21 protein-coding genes are annotated in these 22,008 nt (G+C 71.9%); 14 read left to right on the forward strand and 7 right to left on the reverse strand.

Annotated elements, in window-relative coordinates; genetic code table 11:
• Positions 1 to 48: 48 nt before the first annotated feature.
• The 9 genes from AB8735_RS23070 (at position 49) to AB8735_RS23110 (ending at position 10,654) form a co-directional block, all read left to right on the forward strand.
• Positions 49 to 999, forward strand: coding sequence for an N-acetylneuraminate synthase family protein (locus AB8735_RS23070; RefSeq protein WP_344023737.1), 951 nt, complete (start codon positions 49 to 51; stop codon positions 997 to 999).
• Positions 996 to 2,162: a hypothetical protein gene (locus AB8735_RS23075; RefSeq protein ID WP_372409086.1), complete on the forward strand. Its 1,167-nt coding sequence runs from the start codon at positions 996 to 998 to the stop codon at positions 2,160 to 2,162. The genes AB8735_RS23070 and AB8735_RS23075 overlap by 4 nt, the downstream gene beginning before the upstream one ends.
• A 132-nt stretch (positions 2,163 to 2,294) precedes the next feature.
• Entirely contained in the window at positions 2,295 to 3,560 is a 1,266-nt protein-coding gene (locus AB8735_RS23080) for an amidohydrolase (protein WP_344023783.1), read from the forward strand.
• Between the two features lie 132 nt (positions 3,561 to 3,692).
• On the forward strand, positions 3,693 to 4,727 hold the full coding sequence (locus AB8735_RS23085; RefSeq protein WP_372409088.1) for a BMP family protein: 1,035 nt from the start codon (positions 3,693 to 3,695) through the stop codon (positions 4,725 to 4,727).
• 162 nt (positions 4,728 to 4,889) lie between these two features.
• A complete protein-coding gene (locus AB8735_RS23090; RefSeq protein WP_372411894.1) occupies positions 4,890 to 6,491 on the forward strand; it encodes an ABC transporter ATP-binding protein in 1,602 nt (533 codons plus the stop codon).
• Entirely contained in the window at positions 6,488 to 7,594 is a 1,107-nt protein-coding gene (locus AB8735_RS23095) for an ABC transporter permease (protein WP_344023731.1), read from the forward strand. The genes AB8735_RS23090 and AB8735_RS23095 overlap by 4 nt, the downstream gene beginning before the upstream one ends.
• Complete coding sequence (locus tag AB8735_RS23100; protein ID WP_344023729.1) at positions 7,591 to 8,880, forward strand: ABC transporter permease; 1,290 nt, start codon at positions 7,591 to 7,593, stop codon at positions 8,878 to 8,880. Before AB8735_RS23095 ends, AB8735_RS23100 begins: the two co-directional genes overlap by 4 nt.
• The gene (locus AB8735_RS23105; RefSeq protein WP_344023728.1) at positions 8,877 to 9,275 is read left to right on the forward strand and encodes a cytidine deaminase; all 399 of its coding nucleotides are present in this window, start codon (positions 8,877 to 8,879) and stop codon (positions 9,273 to 9,275) included. Before AB8735_RS23100 ends, AB8735_RS23105 begins: the two co-directional genes overlap by 4 nt.
• A gap of 95 nt (positions 9,276 to 9,370) precedes the next feature.
• On the forward strand, positions 9,371 to 10,654 hold the full coding sequence (locus AB8735_RS23110; RefSeq protein ID WP_344023726.1) for a thymidine phosphorylase: 1,284 nt from the start codon (positions 9,371 to 9,373) through the stop codon (positions 10,652 to 10,654).
• Between the two features lie 265 nt (positions 10,655 to 10,919).
• Here AB8735_RS23110 and AB8735_RS23115 read toward each other — a convergent pair whose 3' ends face one another.
• Positions 10,920 to 12,212, reverse strand: a complete 1,293-nt coding sequence (locus tag AB8735_RS23115; RefSeq protein ID WP_372409090.1) for an MFS transporter — start codon at positions 12,210 to 12,212, stop codon at positions 10,920 to 10,922.
• A 36-nt stretch (positions 12,213 to 12,248) separates the two neighbouring features.
• Here AB8735_RS23115 and AB8735_RS23120 point away from each other — a divergent pair, with 36 nt between their 5' ends.
• Complete coding sequence (locus AB8735_RS23120; RefSeq protein ID WP_372411895.1) at positions 12,249 to 13,289, forward strand: LysR family transcriptional regulator; 1,041 nt, start codon at positions 12,249 to 12,251, stop codon at positions 13,287 to 13,289.
• 4 nt (positions 13,290 to 13,293) lie between these two features.
• Here the strand turns inward: AB8735_RS23120 and AB8735_RS23125 are convergent, their stop codons facing one another.
• Positions 13,294 to 14,049: an alpha/beta hydrolase family protein gene (locus AB8735_RS23125; RefSeq protein WP_372409093.1), complete on the reverse strand. Its 756-nt coding sequence runs from the start codon at positions 14,047 to 14,049 to the stop codon at positions 13,294 to 13,296.
• 182 nt (positions 14,050 to 14,231) lie between these two features.
• Here AB8735_RS23125 and AB8735_RS23130 point away from each other — a divergent pair, with 182 nt between their 5' ends.
• Both AB8735_RS23130 and AB8735_RS23135 read left to right on the forward strand, forming a co-directional pair.
• On the forward strand, positions 14,232 to 15,359 hold the full coding sequence (locus AB8735_RS23130; RefSeq protein WP_344024616.1) for an adenosine deaminase: 1,128 nt from the start codon (positions 14,232 to 14,234) through the stop codon (positions 15,357 to 15,359).
• A gap of 177 nt (positions 15,360 to 15,536) precedes the next feature.
• On the forward strand, positions 15,537 to 15,983 hold the full coding sequence (locus AB8735_RS23135; protein ID WP_344024614.1) for a hypothetical protein: 447 nt from the start codon (positions 15,537 to 15,539) through the stop codon (positions 15,981 to 15,983).
• A gap of 201 nt (positions 15,984 to 16,184) precedes the next feature.
• On the opposite strand, the gene AB8735_RS23140 is transcribed toward AB8735_RS23135, so the two are convergent.
• The 4 genes from AB8735_RS23140 to afsQ1 all read right to left on the reverse strand — a co-directional run bounded on the left by AB8735_RS23140 (position 16,185) and on the right by afsQ1 (position 19,670).
• Positions 16,185 to 16,751 carry a VanZ family protein gene (locus AB8735_RS23140; RefSeq protein WP_372411896.1) on the reverse strand — a complete coding sequence of 189 codons (567 nt, stop codon included), beginning with the start codon at positions 16,749 to 16,751 and terminating at the stop codon, positions 16,185 to 16,187.
• Between the two features lie 68 nt (positions 16,752 to 16,819).
• The gene (locus AB8735_RS23145) at positions 16,820 to 17,410 is read right to left on the reverse strand and encodes a hypothetical protein (protein ID WP_344024610.1); all 591 of its coding nucleotides are present in this window, start codon (positions 17,408 to 17,410) and stop codon (positions 16,820 to 16,822) included.
• A complete protein-coding gene (locus tag AB8735_RS23150) occupies positions 17,407 to 19,095 on the reverse strand; it encodes an ATP-binding protein (RefSeq protein ID WP_372411897.1) in 1,689 nt (562 codons plus the stop codon). The genes AB8735_RS23145 and AB8735_RS23150 overlap by 4 nt, the downstream gene beginning before the upstream one ends.
• Positions 18,993 to 19,670 carry a two-component system response regulator AfsQ1 gene (afsQ1, locus tag AB8735_RS23155; RefSeq protein WP_199893074.1) on the reverse strand — a complete coding sequence of 226 codons (678 nt, stop codon included), beginning with the start codon at positions 19,668 to 19,670 and terminating at the stop codon, positions 18,993 to 18,995. Before afsQ1 ends, AB8735_RS23150 begins: the two co-directional genes overlap by 103 nt.
• A 210-nt stretch (positions 19,671 to 19,880) precedes the next feature.
• Between afsQ1 and AB8735_RS23160 the strand changes: the two genes are divergently transcribed.
• A complete protein-coding gene (locus AB8735_RS23160) occupies positions 19,881 to 20,603 on the forward strand; it encodes a SigE family RNA polymerase sigma factor (RefSeq protein ID WP_344024607.1) in 723 nt (240 codons plus the stop codon).
• Between the two features lie 138 nt (positions 20,604 to 20,741).
• Here the strand turns inward: AB8735_RS23160 and AB8735_RS23165 are convergent, their stop codons facing one another.
• A complete protein-coding gene (locus AB8735_RS23165; protein ID WP_372409094.1) occupies positions 20,742 to 21,419 on the reverse strand; it encodes a uridine kinase in 678 nt (225 codons plus the stop codon).
• Between the two features lie 85 nt (positions 21,420 to 21,504).
• Between AB8735_RS23165 and AB8735_RS23170 the strand changes: the two genes are divergently transcribed.
• Complete coding sequence (locus tag AB8735_RS23170; protein ID WP_344024605.1) at positions 21,505 to 21,987, forward strand: hypothetical protein; 483 nt, start codon at positions 21,505 to 21,507, stop codon at positions 21,985 to 21,987.
• Positions 21,988 to 22,008: the final 21 nt, after the last annotated feature.

Consider the following 22,008-nt stretch of genomic DNA (forward strand, 5'->3'; position numbering starts at 1 on the left):
TCCGAACCCGGTACCACCCGTCCCCACCCACACGTAAGGAACCGCTCCATGACCCCCACCGGCGCCGCCGCACGCATCCGGCACCTCGGCGACCGTCCCGTAGGCCCCGGCCACCCCGTCTACGTCACCGGCGAGATCGGCATCAACCACAACGGCGACCTCGACACGGCCCTCGCACTCGTCGACGCCGCCGTCGACGCGGGCTGCGACGCGGTGAAGTTCCAGAAGCGCACCCCCGAGATCTGCACCCCGCGCGACCAGTGGGACATCGAACGCGACACCCCCTGGGGGCGGATGAGCTACATCGACTACCGCCACCGGGTGGAGTTCGGCGAGGACGAGTACCGCAGGATCGACGAGCACTGCCGGGAACGCGGGATCGCCTGGTTCGCCTCGCCCTGGGACGTGGAGTCCGTCGCCTTCCTGGAGAAGTTCGGCGTCCCCGCCCACAAGGTCGCCTCCGCCTCGCTCACCGACGACGAACTGCTGCGCACCCTGCGCGCCACCGGGCGCACGGTCGTGCTCTCCACCGGGATGTCCACGCCCGCGCAGATCCGGCACGCCGTCGAGGTGCTCGGCAGCGGGAACGTCCTGCTGTGCCACGCCACTTCCACCTACCCGGCCCGCGCCGCCGAGCTCAACCTGCGGGTGATCCACACCCTCCAGGCCGAGTACCCCAACGTCCCCATCGGCTACTCCGGTCACGAGACGGGCCTGCAGACCACGCTGGCCGCCGTCGCGCTGGGCGCCTGTTTCGTCGAGCGGCACATCACCCTGGACCGCGCCATGTGGGGCTCGGACCAGGCCGCCTCCGTCGAACCGGGCGGCCTGGCACGGCTGGTGCGCGACGTACGGGTCGTCGAGGAGGCGCTCGGCGACGGGATCAAGCGGGTCTACGACAGCGAGCTCGGCCCGATGCGCAAGCTGCGCCGGGTCGCGGGCGTCGTCGAGCCGACCGCCGGCCGCCACCCGGCCGCGGTCCGACGGGCCCGCCGATGAGCGTCCCGGACGACCTCTCCGCCGGCACCCTGGCCTTCGTCGAGAGCCCGGTCCAGCTCCTCAACGTCCTTGAGTGGGCGCACGACCGGGCGCGCGACCGGGCCCACGACGGAGCGCACCACCGGCCGTACGACGACGGCGTCCCCGCCCAGCGCACCAGCGGCTCGGACGTGCGCCGCGCCCCGCTCGAACCGCCCGACATGGTGATCGTCGTCCTCGCCCCGCACGACCCGATGACCCGCGGCCAGCTGCGCCGCATGGCCGAACTCGCCCGCGACCAGGGCCACCGGCTGCGCTGGGAGGAGGCGCGCGGCGGCGTCGGCGCGCCCCTGCGCACCGTCGGCGCCCTCGCCGGGCCGCTGCGCGCTGCGCACCGCGTCGTCATCGGTGACCCGTTCTCACGGTACGTCCAGTTGCTGCTGTCGCTCGCCCGGCCGAGGTCGCTGGTGGTGGTGGACGACGGGACGGCGACGATGGAGTTCGTGGCCCAACTCGCCCGTGGCGAACGGTTCGTGCGGTGGCACCGGCCGTGCGGAGGCCGGGGGGCGCGTGATGTGGCCTTCGCGCCGGTGTCCGCTTCAGCGCGCCGGATGCTCACCCCGAACGACCACCGAAGTGTGCAGCTGTTCACCTCGATGCCGGTCGAACCGCCCCCGGGAGTGACGGTCACCGTCAACGGCTTCGCCTGGACGCGGGCCGCGTTCGGCCCGCCGCGGCTGACCCGCTCCACCGATCTGGTGGGAACCTCCCTGGTCGAGACCGGGGTCGTCGAGGGCGAGCGCTATCTGGAGGCCGTCGGCGCGCTGGCCGCCGCCCACGGCGCGACGCGCTATTTCGCGCACCGCCGGGAGAGCGCCGACAAGCTGCGCCGGATAGCCGGGCGGCTGGGCCTGGAGGTCGTCCGGCCGGAGCTGCCCCTGGAGCTGGTGGCCCGTCGTGGGCCCATAGGGCGTACGGTGCTGAGCTTTCCGTCCACCGTGGTGCACACGCTCCCGCTCGCCCTCGCGGGCACCGAGGTCTCCGTCGCCGTCTGCGACATCGACCCCTCCTGGCTCACCGAGCATGCCTCGCCCCGGGCGCAGGGCTTCCTCTCCCGGGTCACCGGGAGCGCACGGCACGCACGCCGCCTACCGCAGATGTCCGCCCCGGCGCGTACCACCTGACAGTGTCTCGCAAAGGTACGCCGTAAATACGGGTCATACCCCCCTGGTAACCCATCCATGCGGCTGAACTTTTCACGATTGGAGGGCAGTTGCCCTGTGGAGGGCCCTACCCTTCAGAGGGTGAAGCAACTGATGCCCTGTGATGCCGCTCCTGCCACTCCTGTTGGTGATCTCGCCGCTGGTGATCTCGAAGGCGCTCCGGCCGGCTCGCTCCCCGGTCTGCTCCCGGCCGGGCTCGCTGCCGAACTCATCGCCTTCCGCCGGGACTTGCACATGCACCCCGAGCTGGGGAACCGCGAGTTCCGCACCACCGCGGCGATCAGGGCCAGGCTGGAGAAGGCAGGGCTGCGCCCGCGGACGCTTCCCGCGGGCACCGGGCTGATCTGTGACATCGGGCGCCCCCGGGCGGGCGCCGAACGCCGCCCGGCGCTCGCCTTCCGCGCGGACCTCGACGCGCTGCCCATCCCCGACACCAAGACGGTGCCGTACCGCTCGACGGTGCCGGGCGCCGCCCACGCCTGCGGGCACGACGTGCACACCACCGTCGTCCTCGGCACCGGTCTGGTGCTCGCCGCGCTGGACCGGGAGGGGCTGCTGCCGCACCCGGTGCGGCTGGTCTTCCAGCCCGCCGAGGAGATCCTGCCCGGCGGCGCGCTGAAGGCGATCGAGGGCGGGGCGCTGGAGGGCGTCGGCCGGATCGTCGCCGTGCACTGCGACCCCAAGGTCGAGGTCGGCCGGCTCGGGCTGCGCACCGGGGCGATCACCTCCGCCTGCGACAAGCTGGAGGTCGCCCTGGACGGCCCCGGCGGCCACACGGCCCGCCCGCATCTGAGCACCGACATGGTGACCGCCGCCGCCCGGGTGGCCACCGACGTGCCGGCGCTGCTGGCGCGGCGGGTGGACACCCGGGCCGGGCTGGCGGTGACCTGGGGCCGGCTGGAGACCGGGCACGCGGCCAATGTGATCCCGCAGCGCGCCGAACTCTCCGGCACCGTCCGCTGCCTGGACATCGACGCCTGGCGGGACGCGCCCGACCTGGTGCACGCGGCGGTCGACGAGGTCGCCGCGCTGCACCGCGCCAAGTCGCAGATCACCTACATCCGCGGCGTCCCGCCGGTCGTCAACGACCAGGAGACCGCGGCGCTGCTGGGCCGGGCCATGACCGCGCGGCGCGGGGCGGAGGCGGTGGAGGACACCGAGCAGAGCCTGGGCGGCGAGGACTTCTCCTGGTATCTGGAGCACGTTCCCGGGGCCATGGCCCGGCTTGGGGTGCGGCCCGTGGGGGACACCTCGCGCCGTGATCTGCACTGCGGCGACTTCGACGTGGACGAGGGCGCGATCCGGGTCGGTGTGGAGCTTTTTACAGCTGCGGCGCTCCTGGATCGCGCCCTTTTGTAGGATTCGCCAACAACTGTTCGGTTAGCGACGATCCGATAACGGCTTCCGGCTCACCCTTTTCAAGCCATCTACGCGCGTTACGATCCCGTCGAAACCAGCGCCAACGGAGGCGCTTCGAGTGAAGGGACCCTCGTGCGCCGGGTATCCACGATCACTGTTGCGGGCATCGCCACCGCGGCTCTCGCATTCACCCTCACCGCCTGTGGCGAGTCGTCCACGGAGTCCAGCAGCGGCGGCAAGGGGAAGGGCCTCGGCCTCGCCTTCGACGTCGGCGGCCGTGACGACCACTCCTTCAACGAGTCCGCCGCCCGTGGCGCGGACAAGGCGGAGAAGGAGCTGGGCGTCAAGAACAAGATGATGACCGCCAAGAACAGCGAGACCGAGGCCGAGCGCGAGCAGCGGCTGAACTCCCTGGCGGAGGCGGGCTACAACCCCGTCGTCGGCGTCGGCTTCAACTACCAGAAGTCGGTCGAGAAGGTCGCCAAGGACCACCCGGACACCACCTTCGCCGTGGTGGACTCGGTTGCCCAGGGCAAGAACGTGGAGAGCATCACCTTCGGCGAGCACGAGGGCTCCTACCTCGCGGGTGTCGCCGCGGCCCTGAAGTCCAAGTCCCACAAGGTCGGCTTCATCGGCGGCGTCAACAACGCGCTGATCCAGAAGTTCCAGGCGGGCTTCGAGCAGGGCGTCAAGGACACCGACCCCAAGGCGCAGATCACCTCGCAGTACCTGTACCCGAACAACGACAAGGGCTTCAACGACCCTGCCGCGGCCAAGGACAAGGCCAAGGGCATGCTCGACTCGGACATCGACGTGATCTACACGGCCGCGGGTCTCTCCGGCAACGGCTCCGTCGAGGCCATCGCCGGCAAGCAGGGCGCCTGGGCCATCGGTGTGGACTCCGACCAGTACCAGCAGCCGGGCCTGGAGAAGTACAAGGACCACATCCTCACCTCCGTGGTGAAGAACGTGGACGTGGCGGTCTTCGACCTCGTCAAGAGCGTCAAGGACGGCAAGCCGATCACCGGTCCGAAGACCTACCTGCTCAAGGACGGCGGCGTCTCGCTGGCCACCTCGGGCGGCTTCATCGACGACATCAAGGACAAGATCGAGGCCGCGAAGAAGAAGGTCGTGAGCGGCGAGGTCAAGGTCAAGACCCAGCCGTGACCCCGGGCCGGTGACGGCCGGCCGAAACGAACGGTGAGCGGGCCCGGCGGGGGGACTACCCTGCCGGGTCCGCTCATGCGAGGGTCAACGCTACGCGCGTAGCGTCCCGTTGGCCCGTACCGCGCGTCGCCCACCCGCTCCCTTCCCCGAGGAGAGTGCGCCATCAAAGCGTCCAGCAGCAGCAAAGAATCCAGCAGCGGCACCGCCCCCGCCGTCGAACTGCAAGGCATCACCAAGCGGTTCCCCGGCGTCGTGGCCAACCACGACATCCACCTCACGGTCCGCCGCGGCACCGTCCACGCCCTCTGCGGCGAGAACGGCGCCGGCAAGTCCACCCTGATGAAGATCCTCTACGGCATGCAGAAGCCGGACGAGGGCACCATCACCCTCGACGGGGAGCAGGTCGCCCTGCACTCGCCGGCCGACGCCATCGCGCGCGGCATCGGCATGGTGCACCAGCACTTCATGCTGGCCGACAACCTCACCGTCCTGGAGAACGTCGTCCTCGGCGCCGAGAAGCTCCATGGCATCGGCAACGGGGCCCGCGCGAAGATCAAGGAGATCTCCGACGCGTACGGCCTGGGCGTGCGCCCCGACGTCCTCGTCGAGGACCTCGGCGTCGCCGACCGCCAGCGCGTGGAGATCCTCAAGGTCCTCTACCGGGGCGCCCGTACGCTCATCCTCGACGAGCCGACCGCGGTCCTCGTGCCGCAGGAGGTCAGCGCGCTCTTCGACAACCTGCGCGAGCTCAAGGCCGAGGGCCTGACCGTCATCTTCATCTCGCACAAGCTCGGCGAGGTGCTCTCCGTCGCGGACGACATCACCGTCATCCGCCGCGGCACCACCGTCGGCACCGCGGTCCCCAGCGAGACCACGCCCAAGCAGCTCGCCGAGCTGATGGTCGGCGAGGAACTGCCCTCGCCGGAGACCCGCGAGTCCACGGTCACCGACACCCCGATGCTCACCGTCGAGGGCCTGCACCTGTCGGCCACCGACTCCGACGGCGTGGTCCGCACCGTGCTGGACGGCATCGAGTTCACCATCCACAAGGGCGAAGTCCTGGGCCTCGCGGGCGTGGAGGGCAACGGCCAGGCCGAACTGGTCGAAGCGATCATGGGCATGCGCGACCCGGACGCCGGCACCGTCACCCTCGACGGCGCCGAGATCACCCACGCGCCCACCCGCAAGCGGCGCGAGGGCGGCATCGGCTACATCCCCGAGGACCGCCACCGGCACGGCCTGCTGCTGGAGGCCCCGCTGTGGGAGAACCGCATCCTGGGCCACGTCACGGAGAAGCCCAACAGCAAGGGCATGTTCCTGGACAACAAGGCGGCGCGCGCCGACACCGAGCGGATCGTCCGCGAGTTCGACGTCCGCACCCCCGGCATCGAGGTCACCGCGGCCTCGCTCTCCGGCGGCAACCAGCAGAAGCTGATCGTCGGCCGCGAGATGAGCCACCTGCCCAAGCTGCTGATCGCCGCGCACCCCACCCGGGGCGTGGACGTCGGCGCCCAGGCGCAGATCTGGGACCAGATCCGCGAGGCGCGCCGCGAGGGACTCGCGGTGCTGCTGATCTCCGCCGACCTGGACGAGCTGATCGGGCTCTCCGACACCCTGCGGGTGATGTTCCGCGGCCGCCTGGTCGCCGACGCCGACCCCGCCACCATCACCCCGGAGGAGTTGGGCTCGGCCATGACCGGCGCCGCTACCGGCCACCTTGAGCACGAGGAGAGCGAGAACGGGGAAGGGGGCGACAACAAGTGAAGAAGTTCGACAAGAACAAACTGATCCTGGCCGTCGCCGCCCCGGTGCTCGCCATCGTGGCCGCCATCGCGATCACCTCGATCATCATCGCGGCGACGGGCAAGGACCCGTTCCACGCCTACCAGGTGATGGTGGACTTCGGCTCGAAGAGCGACAGCCAGGTCTGGATCATCAACAAGGCGACGCCGTACTACCTGTCCGCGCTGGCCGTGGCCATCGGCTTCCGGATGAACCTCTTCAACATCGGCGTCGACGGCCAGTACCGCATCGCGGCCTTCTTCGCCGCCGTCGTCGGCGGGGCGCTCACCCTGCCGGGCATCATCCAGATCCCGATCATCATCATCGTGGCGATGGCGGTCGGCGCCCTGTGGGCGGGCATCGCGGGTCTCCTCAAGACCACCCGCAACGTCAACGAGGTGATCAGCACCATCATGCTGAACGCCATCGGGGCGTCCGTCATCGGCTACTTCCTCCAGGACGGCCGGCTGGCGAAGAAGGAGGGCAACCTGATCCACACGCCCTACCTGCCGGACTCCGCGCACTTCTTCGAGATCCCGACGACGCCCAAGCCGATCTACGGCTTCGTGGTGATCGCCGCGGTCGCGGGCCTGGCCTACTGGTTCCTGCTGGGCCGCACCCGCTTCGGCTTCGACCTGCGCACCGTCGGCCGGTCCGAGTCGGCCGCCCAGGCCAGCGGCGTCAGCGTCAAGCGCATGGTCATCACCTCGATGGTGCTCTCGGGCGCCGTCGCCGGCCTCGTCGGCATGCCGACCCTGCTCGGCGTCTCGTACAACTACGGCACCGACTTCCCCACCGGCATCGGCTTCACCGGTATCGCCATCGCGCTGCTCGGCCGCAACCACCCCATCGGCATGGCGCTCGGCGCCCTGCTCTGGGGCTTCCTGGAGCGCACCGGCACCCAGCTCGAATTCGAGGGCTACGCCCAGGAGATCGTCGGCGTGATCCAGGGCGTCATCGTCCTCTGCGTCGTCATCGCCTACGAGATCGTGCGGCGCTACGGCCTCAAGACCCAGCAGCGCAAGGTCGGCGAGGAGCTCGCCGCCCAGGCGCGCAAGAGCGACAAGGCGGAGGCAGCCGCATGAGTACGACCTTCACCTCCGGCCTCGCCGAACGGCTCACCGGCAAGAACAAGGGCGACGGCGGCCGGAAGCCGACCTACCCCATGGTCATGCTGATCATCGCGGGCGGACTGATCCTCCTCTCCGCGCTGCGCGCCCTCACCGGCGCCAACGACCTGACCAGCTCGGGCCAGTTCAGCTCCGCCCTCGCGGCGGCCGTGCCGATCGGCCTCGCCGGTCTGGGCGGTCTGTGGGCCGAGCGCGCGGGCGTGGTCAACATCGGCCTCGAAGGCATGATGATGCTCGGCGCGTTCTCCGCCGGCTGGATGGGCTGGCAGCACGGCCCCTGGCTGGCGGCCGTCGCCGGCATCGTCGGCGGCGCGCTCGGCGGCCTCATCCACGCCATCGCCACCGTCACCTTCGGCGTGGACCACATCATCTCCGGTGTGGCCATGAACATCCTGGCCCTGGGCGTCACCCAGTACTTCGCCAAGCTCTGGTTCGGCGCCGAGGGCAGCGCCGCCCAGCAGGCGGGCGGCAACGACAAGCAGTCGCCCGTCATGGACAACATGCCGGACTTCTCCATCCCCGGCCTGTCCGGCTGGCTGCAGTCCGTCGAGAAGCACCACTGGTTCCTCGTCTCCGACGTCGCCGGCGTCCTGCGCGGCCTTGTCACCGACGTCTCCTGGCTGACGATCGTCGCGGCGCTGCTCTTCGCCGGCACCTTCTTCGTGCTCTGGCGCTCGGCCTTCGGCCTGCGCCTGCGCTCCTGCGGCGAGAGCCCGGTGGCCGCCGAGTCCCTCGGCGTGAACGTCTACACCTACAAGTACGCGGCCGTCGTCGTCTCCGGCGCCATGGCCGGCCTCGGCGGCGCGTTCCTCGCCATCGGCACGCACATGTACTCCGACGGCCAGACCGGCGGGCGCGGCTACATCGGCCTCGCCACGATGATCTCCGGCAACTGGCGGCCGGGCGGTGTGGCCATGAGCGCCGGCCTGTTCGGCTTCATGGACAGCCTCCAGCTGCGCTCCGGCGGCCCGACCGTCCACGCGCTGCTGCTGCTCATCGCGGTGCTGCTCGTCGGCTTCGCGGCCTGGCGGTTCAAGGGCGGGAAGACGAAGCCGGCGATCGGCGCCGCCGTGGTGGCCGCGCTGCTGTTCGTCTGGTTCGCGCTGACGAAGACGGTGCCGCTGGAGTTCGTGGACGCCACGCCGTACGTCGTCACGCTGCTGGTGCTGTCCCTGTTCGCCCAGCGGCTCCGCATGCCGAAGGCCAACGGCAAGCCCTACCGGAAGGGTCAAGGAAAGTGACGACCTCCCCCGAACTCTGGGAGGAGCTGCGCGCGCAGGCCCGGGACGCCATGTCCCGGGCCTACGCCCCGTACTCCGACTTCCCCGTCGGTGCCGCGGCCGTCGTCGACGACGGCCGCGTGGTCACCGGCTGCAATGTGGAGAACGCCGCCTACGGCGTCGCCCTGTGCGCGGAGTGCGGTCTGATCTCCGCCCTGTTCTCCTCCGGCGGCGGCCGGCTCACCGCCTTCACCTGCTGCGACCGCAACGGCAACGTCCTGATGCCGTGCGGCCGCTGCCGCCAGCTGCTCTGGGAGCACGGCGGACCGGAGCTGGCCGTCGACACCACCTCGGGCATCCGCCCGCTGGCGGAGCTGCTGCCGGATGCGTTTGGGCCCGCTGACCTGAATCGTTAAAGATGTCCTCAAGCGCCGGACAGGCCGATGCCTCGGCTTGTCCGGGTCACTTTCCGACCCCGGGAAGACTGAGGACGCACGAACCTAAGGAAAATGTGCTGATGGACGCCATTTCCGTCATCCGCGCCAAGCGCGACCGCGGCCGTCTGACCGACGAGCAGATCGACTGGATGATCGACGCCTACACCAAGGGCGTCGTCGCCGACGAGCAGATGTCCGCCCTCGCGATGGCGATCCTGCTCAACGGCATGGACCGCGCGGAGATCGCCCGCTGGACGGCGGCGATGATCAAGTCCGGCGAGCGCATGGACTTCTCGTCCCTGCCCGTCCCGACCGCGGACAAGCACTCGACGGGCGGCGTCGGCGACAAGATCACCCTGCCGCTGGCCCCCCTGGTCGCCGCCTGCGGCGCGGCCGTCCCGCAGCTCTCCGGCCGCGGCCTCGGCCACACCGGCGGCACGCTGGACAAGCTGGAGTCCATCCCCGGCTGGCGCGCCCTCCTCTCCAACGACGAGATGATGGACGTGCTGCGGAACGTCGGCTCCGTCATCTGCGCGGCGGGCGACGGTCTGGCCCCCGCCGACAAGAAGCTCTACGCGCTCCGCGACGTCACGGGCACCGTCGAGGCCATCCCCCTGATCGCCTCCTCGATCATGTCCAAGAAGATCGCCGAGGGCACCGGTTCGCTGGTCCTCGACGTCAAGGTCGGCTCCGGCGCGTTCATGAAGAACATCGAGGACGCGCGCGAGCTCGCCTCCACGATGGTCGGCCTCGGCACCGACCACGGCGTCAAGACCGTCGCCCTGCTCACCGACATGTCGACCCCGCTCGGCCTCACCGCGGGCAACGCGCTGGAGGTCCGCGAGTCGGTCGAGGTCCTCGCGGGCGGCGGCCCGGCGGACGTCGTCGAGCTCACCCTCGCCCTGGCCCGCGAGATGCTCGCCGCGGCCGGTCTGCCCGACGCCGACCCGGCCAAGGCGCTCGCCGACGGCTCGGCGATGGACCACTGGCGCCGCATGATCGCCGCCCAGGGCGGCGACCCGGACGCGACCCTCCCGGTCGCCCGCGAGCAGCACGTCGTCACCGCCTCCGCCTCCGGCGTCCTCACCAAGCTCGACGCGTACGCCGTCGGCGTCTCGGCCTGGCGCCTGGGCGCGGGCCGGGCGCGCAAGGAGGACCCGGTGCAGGCGGGTGCGGGCATCGAGATGCACGCCAAGCCGGGCGACTCCGTCGTGGCGGGCCAGCCTCTGATGACGCTCCACACGGACACGCCGGAGAAGTTCGACTACGCCCTCGCGGCGCTGGAGGGCGGCGTCGACATCGCCCCCGCCGGGACGGACTTCACGCCGAATCCGATCGTGCTGGATCGCATCGCGTAAGCGTTTGGGCGCGGGGGCGTTTGATTTCGCCCCCGCCCCGCCCTTTCACCGTTTCTTGCGCTCCCGCGCGGGGGGGCAACGCGGCTGCGCCGCGTTCGTCCTCAAGCGCCGGACGGGCTGAATAGCCCGTCCGGCGCTTGAGGACACCCGCGCGGAGCGCAAAGAAACGGTGAAAGGGCGGGCCAGGGGCAAAAAACGAAGGGGCCGGCACCCACCAGAACAGGTGGTGGGTGCCGGCCCCTCCGGGTCCGTAAGGGCGCGGGCGCTACGCCCGCACCACCCGCGCCGTCGAACGGCGCTCCACGAGCGCCCTCCGCGTCGCATACAACGTGATCGCCCCAGCAGCCACCATCGCGACCAGACCGAGGACGACCGTCCCGTCCCAGCCCCCCGCCCGGAAGGCCACCGCACCCACCGTGCCGCCCACCGACGACCCCAGGTAGTACGCCGTCTGGTAGAGCGCCGACGCCTGGGCGCGGCCCGTCGTCGCCGTCCGGCTCACGGACGAGGAGGCGACCGCGTGGCCCGCGAAGAAGCCCGCGGTGATCAGGACGAGGCCGAGCAGCACCGCCGTCAGCGAGGACGTCAGGGTCAGGAGGAGACCGGCCGTCGTCGTTCCCATCGCCAGGTACAGCGCCCCGCGCCGCCCGAGGCGGCCGACCAGCTTGCCGGCCGCGGCCGACGAGGCCGTACCGACCAGGTAGACGAGGAAGATCGAGCCGACCAGGCCGGACGGCAGCGAGAACGGGGCCTGTGCCAGGCGGTAGCCGATGACCGTGTAGACCGCGCCGAAGACGGTCATGAAGAGCGCGCCGATGAGGTACAGGCGGACCAGCAGCGGGTCGGAGAGGTGCCGGCCGACCGTGCGGGCCAGGGCCCGGGGGGAGACCGAACCGGGCGTGAAGTGCCGGGCCTTGGGGATCAGCAGCCGGAAGACCACCGCGCACAGCACCGCCAGGACGCCGACCGCCGCCAGGCCCGCGCGCCAGCCCCACGCCTGGGCCGTCCAGCCGGCCAGGATCCGGCCGGACATGCCGCCGATCGAGTTGCCGGCCACGAACAGCCCGACCGCGCCCACCAGGGCCTTGGGCCGGACCTCCTCCGCCAGGTAGGCCATCGCCGAGGCGGGGACGCCCGCCAGCGCGGCGCCCTGCAGCGCACGCAGCCCGATCAGCCAGCCCAGGTCCGGGGCGAAGGGCACCAGCAGCCCGACGAACGCGGCCACGCACAGCGCCTCCGTCATCATCGCCCGTCGCCCGTACCGCTCGGAGAGGGCGCTCAGCGGGACCACCGCGAGCGCCAGCCCGCCGGTCGCCGCGGAAACGGTCCAGCTGGCCTGATCGGCCGTCACCCCGAGCCCGTCCGAAATGGCCGGCAGCAGGGCCTGCGTGGAGTAGAGGAGCGCGAAGGTGGCGATTCCCGCGGCGAAGAGCGCGAAGCTCATCCGGCGGTAGCCGGGATCGCCGGGAAGCAGACGGGAGTCGGAGGCGGGGGACGACGCGGCAGAGGCATCCGCACGCACGATGACGGCGGATGCCCCGGTATCGGCAGGAGGCATGACCACACCGTAGGCACCCTGCAATAAATGCGTCCAATGCATGGAACGGCCATAATCCATTCCGTGAAGCATGAACGCAGGTCAGAGCGGCCTCTGTCACCAGTTGGCAACAGAAAAGACATCCCTGTTACTGGCGAATCCTTGACGGCCGACATGGACGACCTGGGCCCGGACTCCTGGGCGGCCACGCTCACCCCGCGCCTCGCGCAGTTCGCCGTCGTGGCGCGGCACGAGCACGTCACCCGCGCCGCCCGCCAGTTGGAGATGCCCCAGCCGACGCTCAGCCGTTCGCTGGCCCGCCTCGAACAGGACCTGGGTGTCGCACTGTTCGCCCGGCACGGCCGCACCCTCTCGCTCACGGCCGCGGGCCGCACCTTCCTCGCCGCGGTGGAGCGCGCCCTCGCCGACGTGGACCGCGCCGCCGAGTCCGTACGCGCCGACGCCGACCCCGCCGCCGGCAAGGTCGCCTTCGGGTTCCTGCACACCATGGGCTCGGAGACCGTGCCCGAACTCCTCCGCGCCTTCCGCGCCGACCATCCCCGCGTCCGCTTCCAACTCGTGCAGAACTACGGCGAGGCCATGATCGAGCGGCTCCGCGACGGCGACCTCGACCTCTGCCTCACCTCGCCCGTCCCCGATGCGCCCGACCTGGTCGCCCGCCGCCTCGACGAGCAGAAGCTGCGGCTCGTCGTGCCCGAGGACCACCCGCTCGCCGTCCGCCGGCGCATCCGCCTCGCCGAGGCGTCCGCCGAGCTCTTCGTCACCCTCCAGCCCGGCTACGGGCTGCGCCGGATCACCGACGCGCTCTGCGCCGAGGCCGGGTTCAGCCCGAAGATCGCCTTCGAGGGCGAGGACCCCGAGACGCTGCGCGGCCTGGTGGCCGCCGGGCTCGGCGTGGGCCTGCTGCCGCCGCCCGCCGTGGCGCGCCCCGGCGTCGTGGAACTGGCCGTCACCGCGCCGCGCGCCGTCCGCGAGATCGGCGTCGCCTGGCTGGACGGCCACCCCGACACCCCGCCGGTCGCCGCATTCAAGCGCTTCCTGCTCTCGCGGCGCGGCCAACTGCTCCTGCACCGCTGAGCGCTCAGTGCCCGAGCGTCGTACCGAACCCGCAGGCCAGCGGCATCCGCAGGCCCAGCGGCGGCGGCGCGGCCAGCGCGTCGGCCAGCGGCCGGGCGTAGGGGTGGCCGAAGAGCGACCCGCGGACGAAGTCGGCCGTCAGCGCCAGGACTTCGGACCGGTGCTGCTGCAATCCGTGCCCGTCGGAGTGCACTTCGAACCGGCACACGTCCCGGTTGACCTTCTTGGCCCGCTCGGCCAGCCGGTAGGACAGGTCGGGGTCGGTGCGCTCGTCGTCGGTGCCGTGGACGAGCAGTACCCGGCGGCCCTTGAGCTGGCGCACCGGGTCGGGGTCGAGGACGGCCTCCGGCTCCGGCAGCCATGGCGCGAGGGCCACCACGCAGGTGACCGCCGGGTGTTCGGCGGCGCGCAGCGCGGCCCGGCCGCCCAGGTCCGTGCCGACCAGGCACACGGGTACGTCGCCGTAGCGCCGCACCACCTCGTCGGCGGCCCACAGGGCGTCGTGCACGGGGTGGGCCGCCGAACCGTTCCATCCGCGGTGGCGGTAGCGGAGGACGTGGGTGGCCAGCCCCTCGCCGGCGCCCGCCCGCTCCAGCCGGCGGGCCAGCCGCCGCTGGGCGGCCGGGGTACGGGCCGGGGGCCGGCGCGTACCCGACGGGCGGCCGCCGGGAAGGAGCAGCGCGACCCCGTTGACGGTGTCCCCGGGACGGCCCGCGCCGAGGGGGCCGCCCAGCTGGGGAGTGGGACTCTGGAGCCTCAAAAACCTCAAGGGCCTCTGTGGTCCCACCGGACCCTGTGATTCTGTTGGCTCCGGCTGCGGCAACGCTTGCTGAACCATGGCAGACAACGATGGCAGAACGACGCACGCTGTCCACCCCGCCGACGGGTCACCGTTCCGTATCGTTCCGCCCCATCTACGCGCGTAGGGGCTACAGTGCCGAAATGACGAGCGAGACCACCAACCTCCCCGGGACCGTTCCCACGCCCGAACAGATCCGTCGCGCCCCGAAGGTGCTGCTCCACGACCACCTCGACGGCGGGCTGCGTCCCGCCACGATCGTCGAGCTGGCCCGCGAGACCGGTTATGACCGCCTCCCCGAGACCGACCCCGAGAAGCTGGGGATATGGTTCCGCGAGGCCGCCGACTCCGGCTCGCTGGAGCGCTATCTGGAGACCTTCGCGCACACCTGCGCCGTCATGCAGACCCGCGAGGCGCTGGTCCGGGTCGCCGCCGAGTGCGCCGAGGACCTGGCCGCCGACGGCGTCGTCTACGCCGAGGTGCGCTACGCCCCCGAGCAGCACCTGGAGGCCGGGCTCACCCTCGAAGAGGTCGTCGAGGCCGTCAACGAGGGCTTCCGCGAGGGCGAGCGCCGGGCGAAGGAGAACGGCCACCGCATCCGCGTCGGCGCGCTGCTGACCGCCATGCGGCACGCCGCCCGCGCCCTGGAGATCGCCGAACTCGCCAACCGCTACCGCGACTCCGGCGTCGCCGGCTTCGACATCGCGGGCGCCGAGGCGGGCTTCCCTCCCACCCGCCACCTCGACGCCTTCGAGTACCTCAAGCGCGAGAACAACCACTTCACCATCCACGCGGGCGAGGCCTTCGGCCTCCCGTCGATCTGGCAGGCGCTCCAGTGGTGCGGTGCCGACCGGCTCGGCCACGGCGTGCGGATCATCGACGACATCGAGATCGCCGAGGACGGCACGGTCAAGCTCGGCCGGCTCGCCTCCTATGTGCGCGACAAGCGCATTCCCCTGGAGATGTGCCCCACCTCCAACCTCCAGACCGCGGCGGCGACTTCCTATGCGGAGCACCCGATCGGCCTGCTGAGCAAGCTGCGGTTCCGCGCCACCGTGAACACCGATAATCGGCTCATGAGCGGGACCAGCATGACCCGTGAATTCGAGCACCTGGTGGAGGCGTTCGGCTACACGCTCGACGACATGCAGTGGTTCACCGTCAATGCGATGAAGTCCGCCTTCATTCCTTTCGACGAGCGACTCGCCATGATCAACGATGTGATCAAGCCGGGTTACGCCGAGATCAAGTCGGAGTGGCTGTTCCGCTAGGGCGGAGCCGCCGGTACGACTGACCGTCTATCGGCCCTGAATACAGCGGCAGTTGAATGACACGGCCGGGAATTCAAATCTCCCGGCCGTGTCATTCGGCGCCGGCCCCTCGTTGTCGTGACTAGGTTGCAAAGCCGCCCGGAATTCATCCATCACCGTCACGAGGACAGATCGCAGATGAAGCAGGGAACCATCAAGACCATCGGTGCCGCGGCCCTCGGAGCGGCCATCGCCGTCGCCACGGCGGGCACCGCGTCGGCCGCGGCTCCCCACGCGGGCCCGCTGGAGCGGGCGACCGGCCTGGCCGCGGGGACGAGCCGCAGCCTTCCGATCGAGCAGGTCGCGCCGCTGCTGCCGGGCGGGCCGCTGATCGAGGCGGGGAACCGTGCGCTGGGGTCCTCGGCGATGAAGTCCACGGCCATGGCGCTGGACAAGGCGTTCTTCCCGGCGCCCGCGCCGAAGGCGCCCGAGGCGGCGCCGCAGTCGGCTCCCCAGGCGGCCCCTGCCGCCGAGGCCGCTCCCGCGGACAACAAGGGCAATGGCGGGCTGCTGGGGCTGGTGCCGGCGGGTGGTCTGCCGAAGGGTCTGTCGACGCCTAATCTCTTGGGCGGCAACCGGGGCTGAGGCCGGTGGGGGTGCTCCGCGAGGGATTGCCCCTGTCCCGCCCTTTCACCGTTTCTTTGCGCTCCGCGCGGGTGTCCTCAAGCGCCGGACGGGCTGATTCAGCCCGTCCGGCGCTTGAGGACTTCGCCCGAAGGGCGAATGGGGGTCCGGGGGTCTCCCCCGGAAGAAACGGTGAAAGGGCGGGACAGGGGCAACAACCGCCTACGGCGCAACCCCCACCCGCGCGCGCCGTGCCACCGGCGCCAGCCCTGTCGACGGCGTCGTCGACGACGCCGTCGCAGCCGGCGGCGGAACGGCCGAGGAACGGCGCCGCAACCGGGCGCGCACGGCCGGGACCACCGCCACATGCGCAAGAACAACCCCCGCCACATTCAAAAGCAGCGCATCCAGATCCAGCACCTGCCCCACCACCCCACCCCGCACCACCTGCAACACCAACGCGATCATCGCGCTCGTGAAGACCGTCCGGGCCAGCGAGCCCAGCGGGGACGCCACGACGCGGCCGCCCGCCCAGGGCAGCAGTACGCCGAGGGGGGCGAACGGAAGCACCGCCGACGCGATCGTGCGCGCCGCCTCCCAGGGGCCGAGCGCCAGGTCCGCACGGAGCGTGGCGAACGGCTCCAGGTGCGCGGCGGACACCCAGGGGGCGGTCAGGGGGCGTACGGCCAGCCAGCCCACCACGACCAGGTGGGCGGCGAGGAGCACGCAGCCCGCGAGGCGGTAGCGGTGTCGTAGGGCGGGCGTACCGCCGTAACCATGACGCTGCACGCCCCACAGGACGCGATGCGCGGGGCGCGCGGTTCCGGCCACGGTGAGCGCCCCGTGCGTCGGCCGTGTCAGGCGCCCGGGGCGCCCGGTGCGCTCTCCGGGTGGGCGCGCGTCTCGTCCGTGCAGGGGTACGCGCGCGGCGCCTCGCCGCCCGGCCCGCCCAGCAGCACCGTGTCCCGGCCGCCGGCCGCCGCCGTGCCCGCGAAGGTGCACACGATCTGTGACAGGGCCTTCGTCGAGAGGGCGTCCGGCGCGGTGCTCAGGCGCAGCGTCCCCGTCGGGTCGTCCCGCCGCCCGCCGGAGACGGTGAGGTGCTGCGGCACCTCGCTGGAGAAGCCGGCGGACTCCTCGGCGGACGAGAGCGGGCGGCGCAGTTCGTCCAGGAGCACCTGGGCGACGCCCAGCGCCCCGTCGCGGCCGGGCGCCGCGACCGGCCGGTCGACGGCCACCAGCTGGGAGGCGCACAGCAGTTGCACGGGCAGCGTCGTACCGGCCCGCGGGGTGGCGGCCGTGGCGCCGGGGCGCACCAGGCACGTCGCCCGTGAGGGCGCGCTGCCGGCGTCGACGGGCACCGCGGTGCCCCGGATCCCGCAGCCGGTGCTCAGGGCGAGCGCGCACACCGCGGCGACGAGCGCGGCTCCGCGCGCCGCGCGCCTCACTGTGCGCTCCCTCGGGCCGGGCCCTCCGCGTCCCCGTCGCCCGCCGACGCCGCGGAGACATCGCGGGGCAGGGTCAGGGTGAAGACGGCGCCGCCCTCGGGCGAGTTGGCGGCGGTGATCTCGCCGCCGTGGATGTGGGCGTTCTCCAGGGCGATGGACAGGCCCAGCCCGCTGCCCTCGGAGCGCGGGCGCGAGGCGCTCGCCTTGTAGAAGCGGTCGAAGACGTGCGGCAGGACGTCCTCGGGGATGCCGGGGCCGTGGTCGCGGACGTCGATGATCAGCAGGTCGTCCACCGGGCGCACCCGCACCCGCACCGGGGAGCCGCCGTGCTTGAGGGCGTTGCCGATCAGGTTGGCCAGGATGACGTCCAGGCGGCGCGGGTCGAGCCGGGCCATGATCCCGCGCTCGGCGTCCAGTTCGACGGCGTCCAGCCAGGCGCGCGCGTCGATGCAGGCGGTGACCTGGTCGGCGACGTCCACGTCGTCCAGGACGAGCCGGGCCGTGCCCGCGTCGAAGCGGGTGACCTCCATCAGATTCTCCACCAGGTCGTTCAGCCGCCGCGTCTCGCTGACCACGAGCTGCACCGCGGGCGCGATCATCGGGTCGAGGGAGTCGGCCTCGTCCTCCAGCACCTCCGTGACCGCCGTGATCGCGGTCAGCGGGGTGCGCAGCTCGTGCGACATGTCCGCGACGAACCGCCGGCTCGCCGACTCCCGCGCGCTCAGCTCCTCCACCCGCTTCTCCAGCGATTCGGCGGCCCTGTTGAACGTGCGGGACAGCTCGGCCAGTTCGTCGGTGCCCGACACCTGCAGCCGGGTGTCCAGCTTGCCCTCGCCGAGGCGGCGCGCCGCCTCCCCGAGCCGCTGCACGGGCCGCAGCACCGTCGAGGCGGCGGCCTGGGCGAGCAGGGCCGAGCCGATCAGGGCCAGGCCGGTGGCGATCCCCAGCGACCAGGCGAGCGAGTTGAGGTCCTGGCGCTCGTTCTCCAGCGACTTGAGCAGATAGCCGGTGGGCCCGCCGCCGATCACCTTCGCCCCGCCGACCAGGTAGGGCTTGCCGTCGAGGGTGATCCGCTGCCAGTACAGGTGGTACGGGTACGGGTTCGAGTCGTCGACCTTGCGCTCCCGGTTCACCGCGGTGACCAGCGACTTCGGCACAGCCTTCAGGGTGAACAGGTCGCGGTTGGAGGGCGCGGCGCAGTCGCCGCCGCCCTTGACCCGGCCGATCAGCAGCACCTCGTACTTCTGCGAGGTCGCCGCCATCCGGTCCGCGGCCTCCTGGAGCTCGGGGCAGGTCGGGGTCAGCGGGAGGGTGCCGGTGTTGTCCTGGAGCGACTTGCGGAAGTCGTCCAGCGCCGCGTTCTGCGTCCTCGTCAGGACCGCGTCGCGGTTGAGCCAGTAGGCGATGGCGGACGCGGACACGGCGGCGGCCAGCGCCACCAGGGCGAAGACCAGCATCAGCCGCAGCCGCAGGCTGATCCACCGCATGCTGAGCCGCATCAGATTCCTGACCGCCGACCGGCCCCGTACCCGTCCGGGCCGTTCCGTCACTGTCCCGCCGACCTCGTCGTCGTTCACTGCCGTCACTGCGGCGAGTCGAGGCGGTAGCCGACGCCCCGGACCGTACGGATCAGGGTGGGGGAGGACGGCACGTCCTCGACCTTGGCGCGCAGCCGCTGCACACAGGCGTCCACCAGCCGCGAGTCGCCCAGGTAGTCGTGCTCCCAGACCAGCCGCAGCAGCTGCTGGCGGGAGAGCGCCTGCCCGGGGCGGCGGCTCAGCTCCAGCAGCAGCCGCAGCTCGGTCGGCGTGAGCTGAAGGTCCTCCCCGTTCTTGGTGACCGTCATCGCCGAGCGGTCGATCACCAGCGAGCCGAAGGTCGCCGAATCGCTGGACTCGCGCTCGCCGCGGCGCAGCACCGCGCGGATCCGGGCGTCCAGCACCCGGCCCTGCACGGGCTTGACCACGTAGTCGTCCGCCCCGGACTCCAGGCCGACCACGACGTCGATGTCGTCGTTGCGCGCCGTGAGCAGGATGATCGGCAGCTGGTCGGTGCGCCGGATGCGGCGGCAGACCTCGAAGCCGTCGATCCCGGGCAGCATCACGTCCAGCACGATCAGATCCGGCCGCTGCTCGCGCAGCAGCTTCAGGCCGTCCTCGCCCGAGGCAGCGGTCACCACGCGGTGACCCTGACGCGACAGGGAGAACTCGAGGGCCGTGCGGATGGCGTCGTCGTCCTCGATCAGCAACAGGAAAGGCACGGTGGTCATTCTGGCCTACGTCAGGGCGGTAGTTCGACTTCCGCTCCGGGGGCCCCGCCACAGGCCCCGTGACAACGGCCCCGGCCGCTGTTGCACGGCTGTGACAGTCGGCGGACAGCGCCATGAAACTGGCCCGGCAGGCTTCTGTTCACCGGGCGGAGAGCGGTCCGGAACCACGGACCAACGGGCACCACCGACGGGGGGCGCAAGATGAACGCACTGCACACGATCACCACGGGCGCAGTTCGCACGCGCCTTCACGACGCCGCGACGAACGGGCGGGGATACGCCCGGGGCGCCGGCCGGGCCCGTACGCCGGGCGTGTACCTCACCGCCATCGACGCCGCCGTCTACGGCGAGCCCGCCGCACCGGCGGAGGCGCCGCAGGCCACGGGCAAGGAGATGTCCCGCGCCGAGGCCGAGTTCACCGCCTACGTCCAGGAGCGCCGCGCCTCCCTCTACGCGACCGCCTACCACCTCACCGGCGACCGCCATGAGGCCGAGGACCTGCTGCAGAGCGCCCTGTTCTCCACCTTCCGCGCCTGGGACCGCATCACGGACAAGGCCGCGGTCGGCGGTTACCTGCGCCGCACGATGACCAACCTGCACATCAGCGCCTGGCGGCGCCGCAAGCTCAACGAGTACCCGACCGAGGAGCTCCCGGAGACGGCCGGCGAGCAGGACGCGATGCGCGGCACCGAGCTGCGCGCGGTCCTGTGGCAGGCGCTTGCCCGGCTGCCCGAGCTCCAGCGCACGATGCTGGTCCTGCGCTACTACGAGGGCCGCACCGACCCGGAGATCGCCGAGATCCTGGGCATCAGCGTCGGCACGGTCAAGAGCAGCATCTGGCGCTCGCTGCGCCGGCTGCGCGAGGACGAGGCCATCGGCTCCGGCCGGGGCGTCGAGGAGTCGTTCGGCGAGCTGGTTGCCTAGGACGACGGGGGACCCGCGAGGACCACGGGGGAAAGAGGGGGAGGGGAAAGAGGGGGGAACGGGGGAAAGGGAGCGGGCGGACGGCCGGGGGGTCCGTCCGCCCGCTTCCGCGTTCTCCCCGTTTCCCGCAGGGGTTTCCTACCGGGCGCTCTGCACGGGTTCGGCCGGGGCCTCCGCCGCCTGCGCCGTGACCTTCTCGCACCGTCCGGCCGCCGCGGCCGCGATCCGGCCCATGGCGGTGTCCCGCCCGCAGGGGAACGCGCCGAGCGCGGTCTGCCGGGCCACGATCCCGCGCTCCTCGCGCATCAGCCGCAGGCCCCGGCGCACCAGGTAGAGCACGGGCTTGCGGGCCTCGCGCAGATCGCGGGCGAGGCGGCGGCGGAACGTCGTCGAGGGACGGCCGCGCAGGCACAGCGCATCGGCCAGGACGCCCAGTTCGCGGCAGCGCTCGATGACGTCGGCGGCGAAGATGCCCTCCGCGACGAAGAGCGGGGTGCGGCCGATCTCCAGCACGCTCGCGCCGGTCCGGGAGCTGGTGCCGATGTCGTACACCGGCACCGCGGTGCGGGACGTCCGGCAGAGGTCCGCGATCGCGGCCACCGCCGCGTCCCCGTCCCAGGACAGCGGCGAGTCCCAGTCGGCGCCCGAGCCGTCGGGGAGCTGGGGGAGCGTGGGGTCCGTGCCCTCCTTGTAGAAGTCGTCGAGGTTGAGGACCGGCAGCCCGGTCAGGGCGGCGAGGGACGACTTTCCGGAGCCGGACGGGCCGGCCAGCAGGATGACGCGCGCGTGCGGCGCGGAAGGCGGGAGGACAGTCACGGAACACCAGTGTGACGCATTGACCCGCAGGGGGGATCCCCCCGGGTACGGATGTGCGCTGTTCGTGACGGTTCGGATACGCTGCGTGGCTGAACGGTTTCCGCTCACGCCCCGGCAGGTGGTCATGGCCTCGCACGCACGTCACGCACTCCGCTCCCCCTCGCGCCTCCCGCGCTCGCTGACGCGGGCGGGCGTCACCCTCTCCGCGTCCGCCGCGCTCGCCGTCGGCGCGGCGTCCGCCGCGAGCGCCGACCCCGTGACCCCGTCGGCCGGGCCCACGCTGCACACCCCGGCCTCGCCCGCCCGGGCCCAGCTCGGGCAGCTCGACCTCGTGGCCGCCCGCGACGGCGCCATGACCGGTCTCCAGCACGCGGCGGCGCCGCTCGCCCCGATCCTGGGCCGGCTGCCGGTCAACCCCTTCGCGCGCACCGGGATCGACCCGCTCAACAACACCGTCGGCACCAAGATCGGCGACTTCAGGCCGGTGAGCACCCGGCAGGTGACCGGGACGCTGTCCGACGGGGGCAAGGTGCACGACGTGCCGGGGCTGAACCTGCTGCCGCACTGAGGCCGGGTACGCCCGAGGGGC

Origin of the sequence: Streptomyces luteireticuli (assembly GCF_041519305.1) — a bacterium.
GTDB classification, from domain to species: Bacteria; Actinomycetota; Actinomycetes; order Streptomycetales; family Streptomycetaceae; genus Streptomyces; species Streptomyces luteireticuli.

Coding starts and splice junctions, on each gene's coding strand:
- AB8735_RS23120 (WP_372411895.1), top strand. CDS start 12,249: ATGCATGGAACGGCCATAATCCATTCCGTGAAGCATGAACGCAGGTCA.
- AB8735_RS23160 (WP_344024607.1), top strand. CDS start 19,881: ATGAACGCACTGCACACGATCACCACGGGCGCAGTTCGCACGCGCCTT.
- AB8735_RS23080 (WP_344023783.1), top strand. CDS start 2,295: ATGCCCTGTGATGCCGCTCCTGCCACTCCTGTTGGTGATCTCGCCGCT.
- AB8735_RS23100 (WP_344023729.1), top strand. CDS start 7,591: ATGAGTACGACCTTCACCTCCGGCCTCGCCGAACGGCTCACCGGCAAG.
- AB8735_RS23130 (WP_344024616.1), top strand. CDS start 14,232: ATGACGAGCGAGACCACCAACCTCCCCGGGACCGTTCCCACGCCCGAA.
- AB8735_RS23115 (WP_372409090.1), bottom strand. CDS start 12,212: ATGCCTCCTGCCGATACCGGGGCATCCGCCGTCATCGTGCGTGCGGAT.
- AB8735_RS23075 (WP_372409086.1), top strand. CDS start 996: ATGAGCGTCCCGGACGACCTCTCCGCCGGCACCCTGGCCTTCGTCGAG.
- AB8735_RS23070 (WP_344023737.1), top strand. CDS start 49: ATGACCCCCACCGGCGCCGCCGCACGCATCCGGCACCTCGGCGACCGT.
- AB8735_RS23135 (WP_344024614.1), top strand. CDS start 15,537: ATGAAGCAGGGAACCATCAAGACCATCGGTGCCGCGGCCCTCGGAGCG.